Here is a 19,818-nt window from a genome sequence, read left to right on the forward strand (position 1 = left end):
GAGGTCGAGGTTGCGGTAGAGCGGATAGGCGTAGAAGAGGGCGAGGTAGAGGGTCACCGGGGCGAGGAAGCCCCAGGCGGCCCACTGGGTGGAGGGGAGCCGGCGGCGTTTCCCGACGCGGGCCCGGGGCGGGCCGGCGGCGGGCGCCGGCCCGTTCCGGACGCCCTCGGACCGGTGGTCCGCGAGCTTGGTGGTGTGGTTCATCGACGCACGGCCCTTGTGGTCGGGTTACTTGACGGCGGACTGCGCCTCGGACAGCGCGTCCTCGGGCGACTTGGAGCCGCTGAGGGCGGCCTGCACGGCCTTCCACATCTGCTCGGAGATCTTGGGGTACTTGGTGCCCAGGTCGTCACTGGTGCGGCCCTTGGCCGCCTTGACCGCGTCGACCCAGGGCTTCAGGTCGGCGTTCGCGGCCACCTGCTTGTCCTGGATCGCGCCGGTGGGAGCGACGTAGGACAGCGTGTTGTCGGTGTTGAGCAGGTTGTCGCCGCTGGTCAGGCAGGTCACCAGCTTCTGGGAGACGGCGTAGCGCCCGGTGTCCTTCTGGACCGGGACGGTCACGAACTCGCCGCCGGTCGGGGCCGCGGCGTTGCCGCCGGTGGCGGCGGGGATGGGCAGGACGCCGTAGGCGAAGCCCGCCTTCTTGGCGTTCGCGAGCTGCCAGGTGCCGTTCTCGCCGAACGCGTAGTCGCCGCCGGCGAACTCCTGCCAGCTGGTGGTCTGGGTGTTGTTGATGACCGAGTTGGGGGCGTAACCGGCCTTCAGCCAGTCCTTCCAGAGGGCGAGGGCGGACACCGCCTGGGGAGAGTCGAGTTCGGTCAGCTGGGCGCCCGAGCCCCAGAACCAGGGCAGGAACTGGAAGCTGCCCTCCTCCGTGCCGATCGCCGAGAAGGTGATGCCCTTCTTGCCGGCCGCCTTGACCTTGGCCAGCGCCGCCGTCAGCGTCTTCCAGTCCTTGACCGAGGCGATGTCCACGCCGGCCTTCTTCAGTACGTCCTTGTTGTAGTACAGGGCCAGGGTGTTCGCGCCGATCGGGACGCCGTAGGTCTTGCCGCCGGACTGGCCGGCCGCGAGCAGGTTGGGGTCGACCCCGGCGGTGTCCAGCTTGGTGTCGTCGGTCGTGGTGAGCACGCCCGCCTCGGCCAGTGTCGAGACCACCGGGTTGTCGACGATGAGGACGTCGGGGGAGTTGCCCTGCTGCGCGGCCAGCAGCGTCTTGTTGCCCAGGTCACTGGTGTCGAAGGCGGTCCGCTTGACCTTCACGCCGGCCTCGGTGCCGCACCGGTCCAGCAGCTTCGCCCAGTCCGAGGTCTTGTCGAACTGCGGGTACGGGTCCCAGATCGTGTACGTGCCGCCGCCGGCGCTCTTGGTGTCGCTGCTGCCCGACCCGGAGGAGCAGGCGGTGGCGGTGACCGTGAGGGCGACGACGGTGACGGCCGCGGCGGTCAGCCGGCGCTGTCTGGAGGAGCTGGTCATGGAGGTTCCTTTGATGTCGGGCGTGCGGTGCCGAGGGCACGGGTGAGGTCGGGCGTGCGGTGCCGGGGCACGGGGTGGCGGGGTGGCCGGGTGAAGGAGGGCACGGCGAACGGCGCCGTGGAGCTGTCGGCGTGTCCTGCGGGGTGCTACGGGGACGTACGGCGGTGGCGTCAGGGGGTGGTGACGGCTGCGGCGGGTCCGGTGCTGGCCCGCAGGGAGATGGGCGGCGTCAGCAGGAGGTGCCGGGGCTGGGCGCCGGGGTGGCCGATCCGCTCCACCAGCAGTTCGACGGCGCGGCGCCCCATCTCCTCGGCGGGTACGTCGGCCGCGGTGAGCCGCGGGGTGACCGTCTCCGCCCAGCGGGCGGCGACGACGCCGGTGACGGAGAAGTCGCGCGGCACATGGCGGCCCGCTTGCGCGAGACCTCGGTAGAGGCCGCCGAGGGCGGCTTCGTTCAGGGTGACGAGGGCGGTGGTCGCCGGGTCGTCGTGGAGGATCCGCTCCAGGCAGGCCTGTCCCGAGGCGGCGTCGTCCCCGCAGCAGTACGTCCGGACCGTGAGCCCGCGTTCGGCCGCGGCCTTGGTGAAGCCGTCGAGCCCGCGGTGGGCGGACTCGTACCCGGCCCGCAGCAGGTTCTCGGGACGGTTGACGAAGGCGACCCGGCTGTGGCCGAGGTCCGCCAGGTGATGGACGCACGCCGCGGCGAGCGCGGTGTGGTCCAGGCTCACCCACCAGCCGCCCTCCGGACGGCCGGTACGGCCGATGGCGACGGAGGGGAAGTCCAGCTCGGCCAGGTGGTCGACCCGGTCGTCCGCCAGTCTGATCTCCATCAGGATCGCCCCGTCGACGCGCCGCTCCCCCAGGAGCCGCTGGAACGAGCGGTCGCTGTCCACGCCGCTCGGTGAGAGCAGCACGTCGTAGTCGTAGGCCGCCGCCGCCTCCACGACACTGCCGATGAAGTCGAGCTGCATCCCGGTGTAGTGGTTGCCGGCCGGCGGGAAGACCAGTCCGATGGTGCTGGTCCGGCCGTTGGCCAGGGCTCGTGCGCTCGCGTTGGGCCGGTAGCCCAGTTCGTCGATGACCTGCTGGATCTTCAGACGGGTGTCGTCCGAGACCGGGCGCTTGCCGCTCAGCGCGTACGACACGGTGCTCCGCGAGACACCGGCCCTGCGGGCGATCTCACCGATGTTCACGGGTCTCCTTCGTCGAACCGGGTCACCTGGCGGACCGACTGTCGAACCGGTTCGCGTGAAGTGAAGGTAGGAATCGCCCACCCTCGTGTCAACACCCTGGACGATTTCCGTCCGGAGGATTGCTGGGCGCACCGCCCGGTGCTAGCTTCGCGAACCGGTTCGATGGGCACGATCGGCCGTAACCCCTCCCCCACCGGATGCGTTCTCCGCCCCCGACCCCGATCATTCGAACCGGTTCGACGTTGATCGCCCCCGACGATTGAGGACGTGGATCGATGCCATCCGCTGACAGACCGGCCCGGCACCGGGCCCCGGCCGCCGTGGCGCTGGCCCTCGGCGCGGGCCTGCTGGCCGCACCGGCCGTCCCCGCCCGGGCCGCCGAGGCGCCTTCGCCGGCCGCGCACTACACCTTCGACCAGGACGACCTCGCCTCCGGGAGGATCAGCGACAGCTCCGGCAACGGACTCACGGCGACGCTGGTCAACCCCTCCACCGCCCGGTCCGTCACGGGCACGGGCGGCGGCAGGGCGCTCTCCCTGCCCGGCGGCGCGCCGGCCTCCGACGGCGCGTACGTCCGGCTGCCCCGCGAGGTGCTCGGCGACGCGAGCGATCTGACGGTCTCGGCCCGGGTGAGATGGAGCGGCGACGCGTCGCCCTGGCAGCGCATCTTCGACCTGGGCACCGACACCGGCCGGTACCTCTTCACCACGCCCTCCAACGGCAGTGTGCTGCGCACCGCCGTGACCACCGGCGGGGGCGGCGCGGAGGCCCAGGTCTCGGGCTACGCGCCCCTGCCCGCCGACGGCTGGCGGACCGTCACCGTGACCCTCGACACCGCCGCCCGCAGGGTCACCACCTATCTCGACGGCGTCGCGGTCTCCTCCGCGGCGACGGGCGTCAGGGCCAGGGACCTGCTGGACGGCGCGGCCACGGCGGCCGGCTACATCGGCAGGTCCTTCTACCAGGACCCGCTACTCAAGGGCGCCATCGACGACTTCACGGTCTGGCACTCGGCGCTCACGGCCGAGCAGGTGGCCGGCACGGTCGGCGCGCCGCCGACCCTCCAGCAGCTCTCGCGGACGGCGTTCGAGGTCCGTACGACGACCGGGACCGCCCCCGCCCTGCCGGCCGCGGTCCGCGCCTCCTTCTCCGACGGCTACGACCGCGACACGCCGGTCGACTGGGACGTCGTGGCGGCCGGGAAGTACGACCGGCCCGGCACCTTCACGGTGGCCGGGTCGGCCGCCGGGCAGCCGGTGCGGGCGACCGTCACGGTGGTCCGGGAGGGAGCGCTCACCGTCGACCTCGGCTCGGACACCGGCGCCTTCCACGGCGGCGCCTCCGGGACCCTCTACGGCGTGTACGGTCCGGACGTCCCGACCGGCAACCTCATCGAGGGCATGGGCTTGCGCACGGTCTCCACCAAGGCCCAGGACGGCCCACAGCATCCGGGCGCCGATGCGCTGGAGGTGGTGAAGCCGCTGGCCGACGCCACCGACGGTGACGTGTACATCTACATGACCGACATCCACCGCGGTTTCCCGTACGAGTGGCCCGGCGCCACGCCCGCGGAGAAGCTCGCCCGCTACGAGGAGAAGATCGCCCAGCAGGTCGACCAGGTGCTGCGCCTGCCGGAGCGCTACCGGGACAACGTCGTCTTCGTGCCGTTCAACGAGCCCGAGGGCAATATGTTCGGCACCGGCGAGTGGAGCTACGACAAGGTCAGCTGGCTCACCGACCCCGGGGACTTCTTCGCCGCCTGGGACGAGGTCCAGCGGCTCATCAAGGGCAGGATGCCGCACGCCCGCGTCGCCGGTCCCAACACCAGTGTCCTGTACGACCAGGTGAAGGGCTTCCTCGCCCACACCCTGGCCGCCGGCACGCTCCCCGACGTGATCACCTGGCACGAACTGAGCCACCCGGAGGCGGTGCGCCGCAGCGTCGCCACGTACCGGGCGTGGGAGCAGGAGTTGTTCCGGGGCACCGCCCGGGAGGGGACCCGGCTCCCCGTCAACATCAACGAGTACGCGTTCAACTACCACACCTCCGTCCCGGGTCAGATGATCCAGTGGGTGTCGGCGATCGAGGAGTCCAAGGTCGACGCCGACATCGCGTACTGGAACATCGACGGCAACCTGTCGGACTCCGCGGTGCAGTCGGGCCGCGGCAACGGCCAGTGGTGGCTGCTGAACGCGTACGCCTCGATGAGCGGCCACACGGTGACGGTGACCCCGCCGTTCCCTGGCGAGAACTACACCATGCAGGGCGTGGCCACGCTGGACGAGAGGAAGAAGCAGGCCCGGCTGCTGTTCGGCGGTTCCGCCGGCGAGGGACACCTCACCTTCACCGGCGTGCCGAGGGACGTCTTCGGTGACCGGGTGCACGCCTGGGTGCGCGAGATCGAGTGGAGCGGCCAGCTCGGCGACTCCGCCGGCCCCAGGCTGCTGACGGAGACCGATGTGACGGTGCATCAGGACGGCACCGTCACACTGGACTTCGGCGACGGCTCGCTGCCCCGGCTGAAGGAGTCCTCGGCCTACGAGGTCGTCCTCAGCCCGGCCGGGAAGGCCCGGGGCACCCGGTCCGCGCCCGTCCGCTGGCAGGGGTCGTACGAGGCGGAGGACGCCGCGCACACCGGGTCCGGCTACTCCAGGAACGGTCCGGAGGGCTCGACGAGCGACGTGTCGAAGTTCTACACGTCCCGCGGCTACGACGTGGGCGGCCTGCGCACCGGCTCGGACGTCACCCTCGACTTCACCGTGGACGTGCCCGAGGACGGCGACTACGACCTGAGCGTCTTCGCCAACTCCCTCAACACCTTCGACAGGGTGAAGGACCAGGGGCCCACCAACGTGTTCCTCCGGGTCGACGGCGACGCGGCCGACGAGCAGGAGCTGCACCTGCCGCTCGGCTACAAGTGGGTGGTGTGGGACCACGCCGACACCGCGGTCCACCTGACCCGCGGCAGGCACACCCTCACGCTGGCCGCGAGGAGCCTCGACGGCCGACGCGCCACGAAGGGCGACGCGATCGTCGACCGCCTCACCCTGTCCCTGCCGGACGCCTCGGCCGGCACACAGGTGTACGAGGGCGAGCTGGCCTGGCTGGGCGGCGGGGCACGCCCCGTCTACACCCTGCCGAAGCACACCCCGGCGCCTGCCACCGGCTCGGGCGCGGCCCGGCTCACGCGGGGCCGGACGGCCACGTTCTGGGTCTACTCCCCCGCCGACCGCGAGGCCACGCTGAGGGTCGCCACCCTGGGCGGCTCGGGTGCGCGGCTCTCCGTCAACGGGCACGACGTCCTGCGCCTGGCCAAGGGGCGCGAGGCGGTGGCGGTCTCCCTCTCGGGCGGCGTCAACAAGGTGACGGTGACCGGTGGTTCCTCCACCACCCTCGTGGACCGTCTCACGGTCACCCCCTCCGAGGGCGCCCTCCCGGTGCGGACGTACGAGGCGCAGGACGCCACGCTCGCGGGCACGGCGGCGCTCACCCCGCTCTCCCTGGCCACCGACGGCACGGCGATCACCGGCATCGGCGGCGAGCCGGGCAACGGCAACACCGCGACGTTCACCGTCACGGCCGGCCGGGCCGGTCTGTACGCCGTGCGGATCCGCTACTCCAACCCCGAGCAGTCCCCGGCCACCCACTACAACCCGGACCCGCTCGCCCGGTACGCCGACCTCTCCGTCAACGGCGGCGCACCCCGCCGGGTCGGCTTCCCGCACACCTTCCACCGGAACAACTTCTGGGAGCTGACCGTCCCGGTCCGCCTCGACGAGGGACGGAACACGATCACCTTCCGGTCCGAGGAACGGCCGAACTTCGACGGCACCACCTACGCCTCGGACACGTTCCCCGGTGTGCTCCTGCGCTCCCGGTACGCACCGCTGATCGACCGGATCGCGGTCGCGCCGTACGCCGAGGAGGTGCGCTGAGGTGATCTGACCGGGGGCCGCGTCCCGACGGCCCCCGGTCAGTCCCCGGCTCGTACCAGCCCGCTCTCGTAGGCGAAGATCACCGCGTGGACACGGTCGCGGAGACCGAGTTTGGTCAGGATGCGGCCGAGGTGGGTCTTGACGGTCGTCTCTCCCACGAAGAGGCGGCCGGCGATCTCGCCGTTGGTCAGTCCCTCCGCGACCAGCGCGAGGACTTCCCGTTCACGGTCGGTGAGCGCGGCCAGGCGGCTGCGCTGGGCGGGCACGGACGCCGGGGCCTGCCGGACGAAGCGGTCGACCAGGCGCCGGGTGAGGGAGGGCGCCACCATGACCTCGCCCCGCAGCACCGCCCGGACGGTCACCAGGATCTCCTCGGCGGGGGCGTCCTTGACGAGGAAGCCGTTCGCACCGGCGCGCAGAGCCGCGTAGGCGTACTCGTCGAGGTCGAAGGTCGTGACGACAAGGATCCGGGGTCCGTTCGGCCGCGCGCACAGGTGCTCGGTCGCGGCGAGTCCGTCCAGGCCGGGCATGCGTACGTCCATCAGGACGAGGTCCGGATGCAGTGCGGCCACGCCCGTGATCGCCGCGTCCCCGTCGGCGGCCTCGCCCACCACGGTGAGGTCGGGCTGGCTGTCGACGACCATGCGCAGTCCCATCCGGATGAGCTCCTGGTCGTCGCAGATCAGCACCCGCGCCGCCGACGGGGTGGCGGTCGGGCCGGTCATGGCGTCGCCGCGGTGGGCTCAGCACCGGTGGGGCGCAGGGTCGCGGTGACCCGGTAGCCCCCCTCGGGTGTGGGCCCGGCGTCGACGCTCCCGCCGTACAGGGCGGTGCGTTCGCGCATGCCGGTGAGTCCGTGACCACCGGGAAGCAGGGGGCCGGGGTACTCCGGGGCGGCTCCCGCTCCGGCCGAGTTCTCCACCCGGACGCGGACCAGCCGCCCCGGCCCCTCGGTGCCCGTGTCCAGCCGTACCCGGATCGTGGCGTCCGGTGGCGCGTGCTTGACGACGTTGGTGAGCGCCTCCTGCACGATGCGGTACGTCTGCGCGGTGAGGTCCGCCGGGAGACCGCCCCTGTCGCCCCGAAGGTCCAGCCGGGCGCGCGTGCCGCCCGTGTCGAGGCGCGCGACCAGCCGCCGCAGATCGGCCGCGAGGGACTCACCGGCCGCCGCGTGATCCGGGCCGGGGCCCGGGCCGCCTGCCGGGGCGGCCGGCTCGGGGGTCCGCAGCACGTCAAGCAGCCGGCGCAGTTCGTCCAGGGCCTCGCGCCCGGTCGTGCTGATGACTCCGAGCGTGCGGTCGACGACCGTGGGGTCGGCGTGGCGCATCAGCCTGCCGCCCTCGGCGTTGAGCACCATCACGCTGACGCTGTGCGCGAGGACGTCGTGGATCTCCCGCGCGATGCGGGCCCGCTCCTCGGCCACGGCGACCCGGGCGAGGGCGAGGCGCTCCGACTCGGCGAGGGCGGCGCGGCGCTCGAACTCGGCGACATAGGCGCGGCGGGCACGGACGTACTCGCCGAACACCCAGGCTCCGGCCAGCAGGAGCACCACGGCGAGCGGGGTGAGCCAGGCGCCGCGGGCGCCGGGACCCCCGAAGTCCCGCTGCCAGGCGGGAACCCACAGCAGGACGCAGCCCGCGGCACAGAGCGCCGTCGCCGCGGCGGCCCTGCGCAGGCCACGCACGGTGAGGGTGGCCAGGACCGCGGCCAGGGCGACGGCACCGCGTCCCGGTTCCTGTCCCCACACCTGTCCGAGGTACTGCGCCCAGAAGGCGGCCGTCACCAGGGCCGCGACGAGGAGCGGCCGGCGCCTGCGCCACAGCAGGGGCAGCACCAGGGCGGCGTAGACGCCCGCCTGGACCGGGACGGGCCGCCAGTCCGGCTCCGGGCGGATCACCGGGGGGACGGCCACCAGCACGAGCAGCAGGACGTCCGTCAGCCACGGATGGGCGCGCCGCAGGCGGGGCAGGGTCTCGAGCAGCCGTTGCACCGCCTCACGTTACGGCCGGGACCCGCTCGCCGGCATCGTCCCGGCGGGCGTCACCGCGTCCTCCCGCAGTCGTACGCACGGCGGCCGGGGATACGACGTGCGGCCACCCGGGGCGCTTCCACCATGGCCGCCATGTCGATCACCACCGAGTTCCTCAGACGGCCCCTCATGACCGGTGCCGTGGCGGCCAGTTCACGGCGACTGGCGTACGCGATGACCGAGGGGGTCGGCCTGGAGGGGGCCCGGCTCGTCGCCGAACTCGGCCCGGGGACCGGCGTGTTCACCGACGCGATCCTCGCCCGGCTCGCACCCGGCGCACGGCTCGTCGCGGTGGAGCTCAACCCGGTGCTCGCGGCCCGGCTGTCGGCCACCCGGCGCGACGGCCGGCTGACCGTGGTCCAGGGTTCGGCCGCCGATCTGGCCGCCGCGGTGGGCGGACCGGTCGACGCCGTGGTCTCCGGACTGCCGTGGACGGTCATGCCGCAGGACCGGCGCGGGCACATCCTGGACGCCGTGACCGAAGTCCTCGCGCCCGGCGGCCGGTTCACCACCTTCGCCTATCTGCACGCGGCCTGGACCCCGCCGGCCCGTCACTTCACCGCCGAACTCGCCCGCCGCTTCGACCGGCTGGAGCGCTCGAAGGCCGTGTGGGCGAACCTCCCGCCCGCCTTCGTCCACCGGGCCACCCGGCGCGGGTGACGGCGGCGCCCGACGGCCCGGCGCACCCAGGCAGGAGGTCTGCGGTCACCGGTCCACCGGTCCACCGGTACCGGGCATCGCCGCGTCCATCGGACCGCCCGACCTCAGGTCGGCGTCACCCGCCGGCCCGCCGGCAGCGGCCGCCGTGCTGCCCGGCGGTCCGTTCGGCCGGGCCCGGCCGGGTCAGCCGTCAGCCGTCCCTGTGGTCCGCGGCCCGCGGTCCGCTCCCGGGACCGGCCAGGCCCCGCGGTCCAGGAGGTCCAGGACGAGGGCCGCGATGTTCCAGGCGTCGTCCTCGCCCCGGTGATGGCGCCCTTCGAGGGGCAGACCGGCGATCTTCAGGGCCTGGCTCATGCCGGGTTTCCTGCCCAGGCCGTGGGCGGTGGTGAAGACCGCCTTGGCGTTGGTGTGGCCGCGCTCGACGGGATATCCGAACGGGTAGGGCACCCCGTCGGCCAGGCTCTGCCGGGCGAACTGGCGGCGGTCGTAGTCGCCCCAGCTCGCCCAGGGCCGCTCCGCCGCCGCGTACTCCTCGACCAGGAGCCGGCACGCCTCGGCGAAGGTCGTGCCGCGTGCCGCGTCCGCCTGCGTCAGGCCGGTCAGTTCGGTGCAGAAGGGGCTGACGGTCGACCGGGTGGGACGGACCATGATGCCGTGCCGGGACAGGCGGCGCCGGGCCCTGAGGTCGACGACCGTGAGGCCGATCTCGATGATCTCGTTCACCGCGCCCGGCGGGGGTTGCCCGTCCCAGCAGGTGGCTTCGACGTCGATGACGTTCAGGAGGCTCGGGCGGTCGTCGCGCATGGGACGAGGCTACGAGGGGGCCGGTCCGCCCGGCATCCGTATTTCCGGCGGGAGGACGACGAGGCCGAAGCAGTCCGGTGAGGCTGAGGATGCCCGCCGAGATGCCGGCAGCGACGGCGGCGACCGCCCCGGCGCGCGGCGGCAGGGGGCGGCGACGCCGGCGGCCGCGCCGATGACCAGGTGGGCGGTCAGCGGCACGGCCGGTCCTCAGGCGGTCGCGGCGATGGGGCGGCGGCCGGCGTGGTGAGGTGAGCGGGCACCGGGCGGTGGGGGGCGAGGCGGTTGGCAAGCGGGACCCGGAGGGAGAAACCAGTCATGCAGCCGGCGCGCGTGGCGATCGGGACGAGGCCGATCACGGAGGCGGGGACGTGGCGGTCGGCGGCGACCGTGGAGAGGGCGCCCCCAGGGGACCACCTGGCTGGCGGCCCGTCTGGAGCGCGGCTCGGCGTTCGCGGCCGAGGTGGGCGGCGAGGTCGCCGGTTACGCGGTCCACGGGCCGTGGCGGGAGCTCGACGCTACCGGGACACCGTCGAGGACTCGGTCTCCGTCCGCGAGGGCCGACAGGGGATCGGGATCGGGTCGGCGCTGCTGGGCGCGCTGGTCACCGACGCGCGCGAGGCCGGTCACCACGTCAGCTGCCTGCCCGTCTGACGCTCATGCGACGGGCGTTGAGCCGAACCGGCCAGACCGCGCGGCGGGTCAGCGGTGTTCGGGGTTGTCCGCGCCCGGACGGCAGCCCGCGTCCCACGCCGAGCGCTGGTTGCCGTGGGCGGGAACGCCCCCGGAGCGTTTCAGCAGGGCGGCGAGGTGCATGAGGTTCCAGGTCATGAAGGAGGTGTTGCGGTTGGTGAAGTCGTTCTCGGGGCCGCCCGAGCCCGGGTCGAGGTACGACGGGCCGGGGCCGGCCGCGCCGATCCAGCCGGCGTCCGCCTGCGGCGGGATCGTGTAGCCGAGGTGCTGCAAGCTGTAGAGGACGTTCATCGCGCAGTGCTTCACACCGTCCTCGTTGCCCGTGATCAGGCATCCGCCGACCCGGCCGTAGTAGGCGTACTGCCCCTGGGAGTTGAGCAGGGAGGAGCAGGCGTAGAGGCGCTCGATGACCCGCTTGGTGACCGAGCTGTTGTCGCCCAGCCAGATCGGGCCGCAGAGGACGAGGATGTCGGCGGCCATCACCTTCTCGTACAGCGCCGGCCAGACGTCGGTGGAGGCGCCGTGTTCGGTCATGTCCGGGTAGACGCCCGTGGCGATGTCGTGGTCCACGGCGCGTACCAGGTCCGTGGTCACGCCGGCGGCGTCCATGACCGCCCGGCTCCTGTCGATCAGGCCCTGGGTGTGGCTGCGCTGCGGGGACGGTTTGAGGGTGCAGTTGACGTAGAGGGCGGTCAGGTCGTCGTACCGGTACGAGGGCGTGGAAGGGGATGCGTCCATAGCGGGCAGGGTCTCGCGCCGTGCCCGTTGTGTCCCGGTTCGACGCGCCGCCGCACGTCTTACGGAGTGGTGACGTGCCCGGCGGGTCACGCCCCGCCGCGGGCGGGCGGTCCTAGCGTGGCCGTATGCGAGTACTGGTCACCGGCGGTGCCGGGTTCATCGGGTCCCATGTCGTCGACGCGCTGCGGGAGCGGGGACACGAACCGGTCGTGTTCGACGTCCGGGAGGATCCGGCCGCCGACGTCCGCGCCCCCGCCGCCGTGGCCCGGGCCCTGGCCGGGGTCGACGCGGTGTGCCACCAGGCGGCGATGGTCGGGCTCGGGGACGGGGTCGCCGACGCCGCGGAGTACGTCTCGCGCAACGACCTGGGCACGGCCGTACTGCTCGCCGCCATGGCCGGGGCCGGCGTGGGCCACCTCGTCCTGGCGGGGTCGATGGTGGTGTACGGCGAGGGACGGTACGAGTGCCGCAGGCACGGGCTCGTCCGCCCCGGACCGCGGGCCGTCGCCGACCTCGACGCCGCCCGGTTCGAGCCGACCTGCCCGCTGTGCGGGGACGACCTCTTTCCCGGCCTGGTCGGCGAGGCCGCCCCGGCCGATCCGCGCAACGTGTACGCCGCGACCAAGCTCGCCCAGGAGCACCTGGCCGCCGCCTGGGCCCGGTCGACGGGCGGGTCGGCGGTGTCGCTGCGCTACCACAACGTGTACGGGCCCCGGATGCCCCGCGACACCCCGTACGCCGGTGTGGCCTCCTTCTTCCGCTCCGCTCTCGCGCGGGGCGAGGCTCCCCGGGTCTTCGAGGACGGGCGGCAGCGGCGCGACTTCGTCCATGTGCGGGACGTCGCGGCGGCCAACGCCGTCGCGCTGGAGGCGGGGTCCGCGCCGGGGGCGCTGACCGCGTACAACACCGGCAGCGGCGAGCCGCACACCGTCGGGGAGATGGCCCGGGCACTGGCCGCCGCGTGCGGCGGGCCCGACCCGGTCGTCACCGGTGAGTACCGGCTCGGGGACGTACGGCACATCACCGCGGACTCCTCACGGCTGCGGGCCGAGCTGGGATGGAAGCCGGAGGTCGGGTTCGAGGACGGCATGGCGGAGTTCGCGCGGGCCGGGATGCGGGGGGCGTAGGGCCGGTGGTGCTGCCCGCGTTCATGGAGCTGCGGCGGGCAGCACCACCTCGAAGCGGCAGCCGCCGGGGATGTTGCGGACCGTGGCCCGGCCCTGGTGCGCCTCCACGATCCCCCGGACGATGGCGAGGCCGAGGCCCGCCCCGGCCGGGGGCGTCCGCGCGTGCGTGCCGCGCCAGCCGGTGTCGAAGACGCGGGCCAGGTCCGCCTCGGGGATGCCGCCGCAGCCGTCCGTCACGGACAGCACCACGCCGCCCGGGGAACGCTCCGCGGCGACCGCGACCGTGCCGTCGGCCGGGGTCCGGCGGATCGCGTTGACCAGCAGGTTGCCCAGCACCCGGCTCATCTCCTTGCCGTCCACCTCCACCGGCACCGGCTCGATGCGGCCCCCGACCAGCCGTACGCCGTGCTCCCGGGCGAGGGGGTCCGCTCCCGCGAGCGCGTCGCCGACGAGGTCGTACGACGACATACGGGTGGGTGTGAGCGGCAGGGTGCCGGCGTGGATCCGGGAGAGCTCGAAGAGGTCGCCGACCATGCCGTCGAGGCGTTCGACCTCGGTGCGCATCTGCTTGAGGTAGCGGTCGGGATCGACGGCGACACCGTCCTCCAGGGCCTCCGACATGGCGCGCAGACCGGCCAGCGGGGTGCGCAGGTCGTGCGAGATCCAGGCGACGAGTTCACGCCGGGAGGTCTCCAGGGCGCGTTCCCGCTCCCGGGATTCGGCGAGCCGCGCGCTGGTGGCCGCCAACTCGCGGCTGAGACCGTCCAGTTCGGCGGTCGTCGGGCCGGCAGGCGCGGAGAAGTCCCCGCCGTCGCCGAACGAGCGGGCCGCCACGGCGAGTTCGCGGCTGCGGGCGACGACCCAGCGTCCGAGCAGCAGCGCGGTGGCCAGGGAGACCACGGCGGCCATGGCGACGACCGTGGTCACCACGGTCAGGTCGTGCGGGGAGAGGAACATCGCCCAGGCGACGGCGAGCGTGCCCGCCAGCATCGCGACGACCCCGACCGCCGCGACCACGGCGAGCGAGGCGGTCAGCGAGCGGCGGCGGATCGGCCGCAGTACGGCGGCTCCGGCGAGGCCGGTGGCGGCGGCCCCCGCGAAGGCGTAGAGAGCGATCACGACGGTGTCCCGCACGGTCACTCACCGCCCGCCGCGAAGCGGTAGCCCACGCCCCACACGGTCTGGATCAGGCGGGGCCGGGCCGGGTCGTCCTCGATCTTGCCCCGCAGCCGGCGGACGTGGACCGTGACGGTGGACAGGTCGCCGAAGTCCCAGCCCCACACCTCCCGCATCAGGTCCTCCCGGCTGAAGGCCCGACCGGGGTGGCGCAGGAAGAACGAGAGCAGATCGAACTCGCGGAGCGTGAGCGCGAGCGCGGTGCCGTCCCGGGTGGCGCGGCGGCCCGCGGGATCGACGGCGAGGCCGGCCGCGCGGAGGGGACGGGTGCCCGCGTCGGGACGGGAGCGGCGCAGGACGGACTCGACCCGCAGGACCAGTTCCCGGGGGCTGAACGGCTTGGTGACGTAGTCGTCGGCGCCGACCTCCAGGCCGAGGATGCGGTCCTCCTCGTCGCCTCGCGCCGTGAGCATGATGACCGCGACGGGCCCGTGGCCGCGCATCCTGCGGCACACCTCCAGGCCGTCCATGCCGGGCAGCATCAGGTCGAGGACCACGAGGTCGGGCCGGTGCGCGGCGGCCGCGGTGAGGGCGGTCGGGCCGTCGTCGGCCCGGTCGACGACGTATCCGGCCCGGTCCAGGTAGCCGGCGACGATCTCCGCGACCGTCGGGTCGTCGTCGACGACCAGGACCCGGGCGGAGCGTGCGGTGGTGTCTGGCTGCTGCATGCCTCCAGCCTCCCACCGGCCCCGCGCCGGGCGGGGGCGGGAGGTCCCGTGCGGGCCGCGCCGTCCGCGTTTCGTAAGGTGCCGAAGACCGTTGTGCGGCATTCGTGTTCGTAGGGTGAAAGCCGTGACCCTTTCCCCACCTCCTCACGTCGACGTCGTGCTGCCCTGCCTCGACGAGGCCCGGGCACTGCCCTGGGTGCTCGCCCGGATCCCGGCCGGCTGGCGGGCCGTCGTGGTCGACAACGGCTCCACCGACGGCTCCGCGGAGATCGCCCGGGCGCTCGGCGCAACCGTCGTGCACGAGCCGCGACGCGGCTTCGGCGCCGCCTGCCACGCCGGACTCGGCGCCGCCCGGGCCGACATCGTGTGCTTCTGCGACTGCGACGCCTCCCTCGATCCCGGGCTGCTCGTGCCCTTCGTCCGGGCGATCCACGCGGGCGACGCCGACCTGGTGCTCGGGCGGCGCCGGCCGCGCGGCCGTGGCGCCTGGCCCGCGCACGCCCGTGCGGGCAATCTGGCGCTGGCTCATCTGCTGCGCCGCCGCACCGGTCTGCGGCTGCACGACCTCGGTCCGCTGCGGGCGGCCCGTCGGGAGCCGCTGCTCGCGCTCGGCCTGACCGACCGGCGCAGCGGCTACCCGCTCCAGATGGTGGTGCGCGCCTCCGACGCGGGCTGGCGGATCAGCGAGCGCGATGTGCCGTATCTGCCCCGCACCGGTGCCTCGAAGGTGACGGGCACCTGGCGGGGCACCTGGCAGGCCGTACGGGACATGAGCCGCGTGCTTCAGGAGGCACCCGTCGGTGAGGGGGCCGCACGGTGACCACCCTGCTCGTCATCGCCAAGGAACCCCGGCCCGGGCGGGTGAAGACACGGCTGACCCCGCCGTTCACACCCGAGGAAGCGGCACAGCTGGCCGAGGCTGCGCTGGCCGACACCCTGTGCGCCGTGGCCGCGGCGCCCGCGTCGCGACGGGTCCTGGTGCTCGACGGCGCCCCCGGTCCCTGGCTGCCGTCCGGCTTCGACGTCGTCCCGCAGGGCACGGGCGGTCTCGACGAGCGGCTCGCGGAGGCGTTCGCGCGGTGCGCGGGCCCGGCGCTGCTCATCGGCATGGACACCCCGCAGGTGACCGAGGAACTGCTCACGGTGGACTTCGCGGACTGTGACGCCCGCTTCGGGCCGGCCGAGGACGGCGGCTTCTGGGCGCTGGGGCTCGCGGAGCCCGATCCCGCCCTGCTGCGCGGTGTGCCCATGTCGACGCCGGTGACCGGGGCCGTGCAGCGGCAGCGGCTCGTCGCGGCCGGACTGCGGGTGCGCGATCTGCCGCGCCTGCGGGACGTCGACACCGCCGCCGACGCCCACGCGGTCGCCGCCCTGGCACCGCACGGGCGGTTCGCGCGGCGGCTGGCCCGCCTGGCGCCGGCCGCCGCGGGCCGCCGATGAGCACCACCGTCCCCCCGTGGTCCGCCGCCGACGCCTACGACGCCGCTCTGCACGCCGGGCGCGGCCCGCTGTTCCTGCGCCGCGCCGACGGCCGGCTGCTGCCGCTGGACGTCGAACGCTGGTGCGGGCGGGCCGACGCGGTCGACCTGGACGTACTGGACCGGTGCGAGGGTGCCGTGCTGGACGTCGGCTGCGGACCGGGACGGCTGGTCGCCGAGCTCGCCGCGCGGGGGCGGACCGTCCTCGGCGTCGACGTCAGCCGGGCCGCCGTCGAGCGCACCGTCCGTCTGGGCGGCCCGGCGCTGCGCCGCTCCGTCTTCGATCCCCTGCCGGGAGAGGGCCGGTGGGACACGGTCCTGCTGATGGACGGCAACGTGGGCATCGGCGGCGATCCGCCCGCGCTCCTCGCGCGGGTGGCCGCCCTGCTCGGGCCGGGCGGGCTGCTGATCGCCGAGACCGCGCCGGCGGACGTCGACGAACGGGTGAGCGTCCGTCTCGCCGACGCCCGCGCCGCCGTGGGTGCGCCCTTCCTCTGGGCGCGCCTGGGCACCCCGGCCCTGCTGCGGTGCGCGCGGGGCTGGGTGCCGGCGGGTCAGTGGTCGGCCGGGGGGCGCCGCTTCCTCGCCCTGCGCAGCCGCAGCGCCAGCAGCACCGCCGAACCGGCGAAGAGGGCGGCGGTGATCAGCAGCCAGCGGGCGAGGAAGCCGTCCGGCGACAGCCCGGTGGCCGACCGGTAGCGCCGGTCCACCCGGCCGGCGATCAGCGGGAACCACACGAGGAGCAGCAGTCCGGAGAGGGCGGCCGGGACCCGGACGTACATCGTCCGCGCCCCGAGCCGTCCGGCTACCACCCGGTCCGCGGCCGCGTAGAGGGGGAGCAGGACGAGATCGTGCAGCAGCGCGGCGCCCACGACCCACAGGGCCACCCCGAACCAGTCGCCCGCGAGGAGTCGTACGCCGGCATAGGCGGCCAACGCGAACGAGCAGACCAGCAGCAGGAGGTGCAGGGGACTTCCGACGGGGATCCGCGGCGCGCGCATCACAGGTCTCCGAACGTCAGCCGGGCCACCCATTTGGTGTTCAGCACACCGGGCGCGGCGGGCACGATGATCCGCGCCGGATGACCGTGGTCGGGGGACAGGTCCTCGCCGTTGACGGACAGGGCAAGCAGGGAGCGCGGGTCGGCGACCTGTTCGGCGCTCAGCGCGGCGCGACGGAAGGCGCCGTGCCGCTGGAGGGACTCGACGAACAGGTCCGGTGGGTCGCCCTCGTGACCGACGAGCGCGGCGAGGTCGCGCAGCCGCACGCCGCGCCACCACTGATCGGACGTCGACCAGCCCTCGACACAGGCGATGGGCAGCGCCGAGCTGTGCAACGGGAGTCCGGCGAGCTCGGCCCGGCTCAGGCGGACCGTGCCGGCGCGTCCGACGACGACGAGCCGCCAGACGTCCTCGGCCGTCTCCGCCGGGTCGATGCCGGCGTACACCGCGGTCTTGTTGATCTGGAAGCCGTTCGGGCCGGAGCCGGGATCGGCTCCGCCGTGCGGCGCGAGGAGAGCGGTGCGGCGCAGCCCGTCGAAGCTCTGCCCGACCGTCGTCAGGAACAGCAGCAGCGAGCCGCCCCCGACGAACCACAGGGCGCCCCGCCGGGAGACCGTGGGGTCGGCGGGCTCCGGGGAGACCAGGTCGTTCTCCTCCTCCTGCGGGTGCCGCAGACTGCGCAGCACCGTGGGCGTCTTCAGCAGCGCGTGGGCCACGAAGGCGGCGAAGAACACCCAGGCGCCGTAGAAGTGCAGCGGATAGAAGGAGCCCGGGAAGACGTAGTCGAGCTGGACGTTGAGGACTCCCGTTACGAACTCGAAGAGACCCCCGCCGACCAGCAGCAGCAGCGAGATCCGCTCCAGGGCGTGGGTGAGCGAGCGGGCCGGCGGCAGCGCGAACAGCCTCGGCACGACGGACCACAGCTTGGCCAGCAGGACCGGGATCAGGGTGATGCCGAGGGTGACGTGGACGCCCTGGGTGAGCCGGTACAGCCAGGGCGGCCCCGTGGGCCAGTCGAAGAGGTAGAAGCCGAGGATCCCCTTGCCGGGGGTCTTGTCGTTCACCGGCGACAGGTCCGGGTTGTAGGCGGCGTAGGAGACCAGGCCCGTCACGAAGAGCACGGTGACACCGACGAGCAGGACGAGGCCCAGCACGGAGGTGAACCAGGGGCCACGCAGGGGACTGCGCCAGAAACGGGGGGAGAAAGGGAGCGGGGGATCGTCTCGCATGAGCCGACCGTAGGCCCGGCAACCCCGGGGAACGGCTCCGCGACCTGTGACGAAACGCTGACGTCCGGCCCGGACAGCGGCCCGTCTCCCGTCGGTCGGCCTAGCGTGCCGGTGTGAACCGCACCCCGCGTCCCACCGGCACCCGCACCCCGCGTGCCGCCGGCACCCGCAATCCGTCTCCCGCCGGACCCCGCAATCCGTCTCCCGCCGGACCCCGCGATCCGTCTCCCGCCGGACCCCGCGCCCCGCGTCCCGGCCGGTCCGCAGGCCCGCGCCGCGACCTGTACGCCGCCTCGGCCGCGGCCCTGCTGGTGACGGCGGCGGTGCTGGTCGGCCGCCAGGTCCAGGGCACCCGCCACACGCTTTTCGTCAACTGGCCTCCGCTGCTGGCCTCCTGGGGACCGCACGTCGGCCCGGGCACCCCGGCGGCGGCGATCGTCGCGGCCGCCGTGGTGGCGTACGGGCCGGCCGTCGCGGCCCGTCTGCCCTGGCGGGCCCTGCTCCCGGCGGCCTGGGGCACGGCCCTGGCGTGGACGTTCTCCCTGGCGCTGATCGACGGCTGGCGGCGCGGCATCGCCCTACGCCTCACCACCCGCCACGAGTACCTCCGGGTCGTCGACCGCTTCGACGACATCCCGGCGGCCCTGCGCGACTTCACCCACCACATCCTGCTCCACTCCCCCGACAACTGGCCCGCCCATGTCGCCGGCCACCCCCCGGCGGCCACGCTCACCTTCGTCCTGCTCGACCGGATCGGACTGCGCGGCGGCGGCTGGGCCGGGGTCTGGTGCATCACCGTGGGTGCGACGGCGTGCGTGGCGGTCCTGGTCGCCGTGCGCGCCCTGGCCGGTGAACGCCTGGCCCGACGCGCGGCCCCCTTCCTGGTGCTGGCACCGGCGGCGGTGTGGATGGGCACGTCGGCGGACGCATACTTCGCGGCGGTGGCGGCGTGGACGGTGGCGCTTCTCGCGCTGGCCGTCACCAGGGGGTCCCTCGTCGCGGCCGGGACGTCGGGACTCCTGTTCGGACTCACCTGCTACCTCTCGTACGGCCTGACACTCCTCGCGCCGATCGCCGCGGCGGTGCTGTGGCTCGGGCGGCGCGGTGTGCGGGAGCGGCCGGTGCTGCTCGTGGCGCTGTTCGCCGGAGCGGCCGTCGTCCCGGCGGTGTTCACGCTCGCCGGGTTCGACTGGTGGGAGGCGTACCGGCTGCTGGTCACCCGGTACCGGCAGGGCGCGGGCGGCGTACGGCCGTACGCGTACTGGGTGTGGGCCGATCCGGCCTGCACGGTGCTGATCACGGGTCTGGCGACGGCGGCGGGACTGCTGCGCTCGGGGACCGTCCTGCTGCGGCGGCACCCGGCCGACCGCGACGGGGTCCGCCTGGCGCTCCTCGTGGCCGCCGCCCTGCTCTCCCTGCTGGTCGCCGATCTCTCCGGCATGAGCAAGGCGGAGACGGAACGCATCTGGCTTCCCTTCGCGATGTGGCTCCTGCCCTCCTGTGCGTTCCTCCCCCGTCCCCGTGCCTGGCTCACCACCCAGGCCGTGCTGGCGCTCCTGCTCAACCATCTGCTGTGGACCGGCTGGTGACACCGTCCCGGAAGGCAGCCGGATG

17 protein-coding genes and 1 pseudogene are annotated in these 19,818 nt (G+C 74.0%); 8 read left to right on the plus strand and 10 right to left on the minus strand.

All coding sequences use genetic code 11. The annotated features are described in order from the left end of the window. From AQJ58_RS23695 to AQJ58_RS23705, 3 genes and pseudogenes are all read right to left on the minus strand, one after another. A pseudogene (locus AQJ58_RS23695) lies at positions 1-204 on the minus strand (sugar ABC transporter permease); the annotation flags it as partial. A 24-nt stretch (positions 205-228) separates the two neighbouring features. Then, the gene (locus tag AQJ58_RS23700) at positions 229-1,476 is read right to left on the minus strand and encodes a sugar ABC transporter substrate-binding protein (RefSeq protein ID WP_067253148.1); all 1,248 of its coding nucleotides are present in this window, start codon (positions 1,474-1,476) and stop codon (positions 229-231) included. 170 nt (positions 1,477-1,646) lie between these two features. Then, positions 1,647-2,669, minus strand: a complete 1,023-nt coding sequence (locus tag AQJ58_RS23705; RefSeq protein WP_067253150.1) for a LacI family DNA-binding transcriptional regulator — start codon at positions 2,667-2,669, stop codon at positions 1,647-1,649. A 275-nt stretch (positions 2,670-2,944) separates the two neighbouring features. Between AQJ58_RS23705 and AQJ58_RS23710 the strand changes: the two genes are divergently transcribed. Then, on the plus strand, positions 2,945-6,604 hold the full coding sequence (locus AQJ58_RS23710) for a LamG-like jellyroll fold domain-containing protein (RefSeq protein WP_067253151.1): 3,660 nt from the start codon (positions 2,945-2,947) through the stop codon (positions 6,602-6,604). 38 nt (positions 6,605-6,642) lie between these two features. On the opposite strand, the gene AQJ58_RS23715 is transcribed toward AQJ58_RS23710, so the two are convergent. Beyond that, complete coding sequence (locus AQJ58_RS23715; protein ID WP_067253153.1) at positions 6,643-7,329, minus strand: response regulator; 687 nt, start codon at positions 7,327-7,329, stop codon at positions 6,643-6,645. Beyond that, positions 7,326-8,594 carry a sensor histidine kinase gene (locus tag AQJ58_RS23720; protein WP_067253155.1) on the minus strand — a complete coding sequence of 423 codons (1,269 nt, stop codon included), beginning with the start codon at positions 8,592-8,594 and terminating at the stop codon, positions 7,326-7,328. Before AQJ58_RS23720 ends, AQJ58_RS23715 begins: the two co-directional genes overlap by 4 nt. Before the next feature lie 132 nt (positions 8,595-8,726). On the opposite strand from AQJ58_RS23720, the gene AQJ58_RS23725 reads away from it, so the two are divergent. Then, positions 8,727-9,293: a class I SAM-dependent methyltransferase gene (locus tag AQJ58_RS23725; protein ID WP_067253483.1), complete on the plus strand. Its 567-nt coding sequence runs from the start codon at positions 8,727-8,729 to the stop codon at positions 9,291-9,293. A gap of 183 nt (positions 9,294-9,476) precedes the next feature. Here the strand turns inward: AQJ58_RS23725 and AQJ58_RS23730 are convergent, their stop codons facing one another. Then, a complete protein-coding gene (locus AQJ58_RS23730; RefSeq protein ID WP_067253157.1) occupies positions 9,477-10,097 on the minus strand; it encodes a 3'-5' exonuclease in 621 nt (206 codons plus the stop codon). A 498-nt stretch (positions 10,098-10,595) separates the two neighbouring features. Here AQJ58_RS23730 and AQJ58_RS44680 point away from each other — a divergent pair, with 498 nt between their 5' ends. Then, positions 10,596-10,748: a GNAT family N-acetyltransferase gene (locus tag AQJ58_RS44680; RefSeq protein WP_234360256.1), complete on the plus strand. Its 153-nt coding sequence runs from the start codon at positions 10,596-10,598 to the stop codon at positions 10,746-10,748. A 48-nt stretch (positions 10,749-10,796) separates the two neighbouring features. On the opposite strand, the gene AQJ58_RS23745 is transcribed toward AQJ58_RS44680, so the two are convergent. Next, entirely contained in the window at positions 10,797-11,525 is a 729-nt protein-coding gene (locus tag AQJ58_RS23745) for a flavodoxin family protein (RefSeq protein ID WP_067253160.1), read from the minus strand. A 125-nt stretch (positions 11,526-11,650) separates the two neighbouring features. Between AQJ58_RS23745 and AQJ58_RS23750 the strand changes: the two genes are divergently transcribed. Further along, positions 11,651-12,652, plus strand: coding sequence for an NAD-dependent epimerase/dehydratase family protein (locus tag AQJ58_RS23750; protein ID WP_067253162.1), 1,002 nt, complete (start codon positions 11,651-11,653; stop codon positions 12,650-12,652). A gap of 21 nt (positions 12,653-12,673) precedes the next feature. Here AQJ58_RS23750 and AQJ58_RS23755 read toward each other — a convergent pair whose 3' ends face one another. Together AQJ58_RS23755 and AQJ58_RS23760 are read right to left on the minus strand one after the other, a co-directional pair. After that, entirely contained in the window at positions 12,674-13,786 is a 1,113-nt protein-coding gene (locus AQJ58_RS23755; protein WP_067253164.1) for a sensor histidine kinase, read from the minus strand. 2 nt (positions 13,787-13,788) lie between these two features. Continuing rightward, the gene (locus AQJ58_RS23760) at positions 13,789-14,496 is read right to left on the minus strand and encodes a response regulator transcription factor (RefSeq protein WP_067253166.1); all 708 of its coding nucleotides are present in this window, start codon (positions 14,494-14,496) and stop codon (positions 13,789-13,791) included. Positions 14,497-14,611: 115 nt separating this feature from the next. On the opposite strand from AQJ58_RS23760, the gene AQJ58_RS23765 reads away from it, so the two are divergent. From AQJ58_RS23765 to AQJ58_RS23775, 3 genes are read left to right on the plus strand one after another with little or no spacing between them, the layout of a single operon-like run. Then, a complete protein-coding gene (locus AQJ58_RS23765; protein ID WP_067253168.1) occupies positions 14,612-15,316 on the plus strand; it encodes a glycosyltransferase family 2 protein in 705 nt (234 codons plus the stop codon). Then, on the plus strand, positions 15,313-15,936 hold the full coding sequence (locus AQJ58_RS23770) for a TIGR04282 family arsenosugar biosynthesis glycosyltransferase (RefSeq protein ID WP_067253170.1): 624 nt from the start codon (positions 15,313-15,315) through the stop codon (positions 15,934-15,936). The genes AQJ58_RS23765 and AQJ58_RS23770 overlap by 4 nt, the downstream gene beginning before the upstream one ends. After that, positions 15,933-16,673 (plus strand): class I SAM-dependent methyltransferase, encoded by a 741-nt coding sequence (locus AQJ58_RS23775; RefSeq protein WP_067253172.1) that lies wholly within the window; start codon positions 15,933-15,935, stop codon positions 16,671-16,673. The genes AQJ58_RS23770 and AQJ58_RS23775 overlap by 4 nt, the downstream gene beginning before the upstream one ends. 301 nt (positions 16,674-16,974) lie before the next feature. On the opposite strand, the gene AQJ58_RS23780 is transcribed toward AQJ58_RS23775, so the two are convergent. After that, the gene (locus tag AQJ58_RS23780; RefSeq protein ID WP_067253174.1) at positions 16,975-18,204 is read right to left on the minus strand and encodes a molybdopterin-dependent oxidoreductase; all 1,230 of its coding nucleotides are present in this window, start codon (positions 18,202-18,204) and stop codon (positions 16,975-16,977) included. A 281-nt stretch (positions 18,205-18,485) separates the two neighbouring features. On the opposite strand from AQJ58_RS23780, the gene AQJ58_RS23785 reads away from it, so the two are divergent. Beyond that, complete coding sequence (locus tag AQJ58_RS23785; protein ID WP_067253485.1) at positions 18,486-19,793, plus strand: hypothetical protein; 1,308 nt, start codon at positions 18,486-18,488, stop codon at positions 19,791-19,793. Positions 19,794-19,818: the final 25 nt, after the last annotated feature.

It is taken from the genome of Streptomyces sp. DSM 15324 (genome assembly GCF_001514285.1).
Lineage (GTDB): Bacteria > Actinomycetota > Actinomycetes > Streptomycetales > Streptomycetaceae > Streptomyces.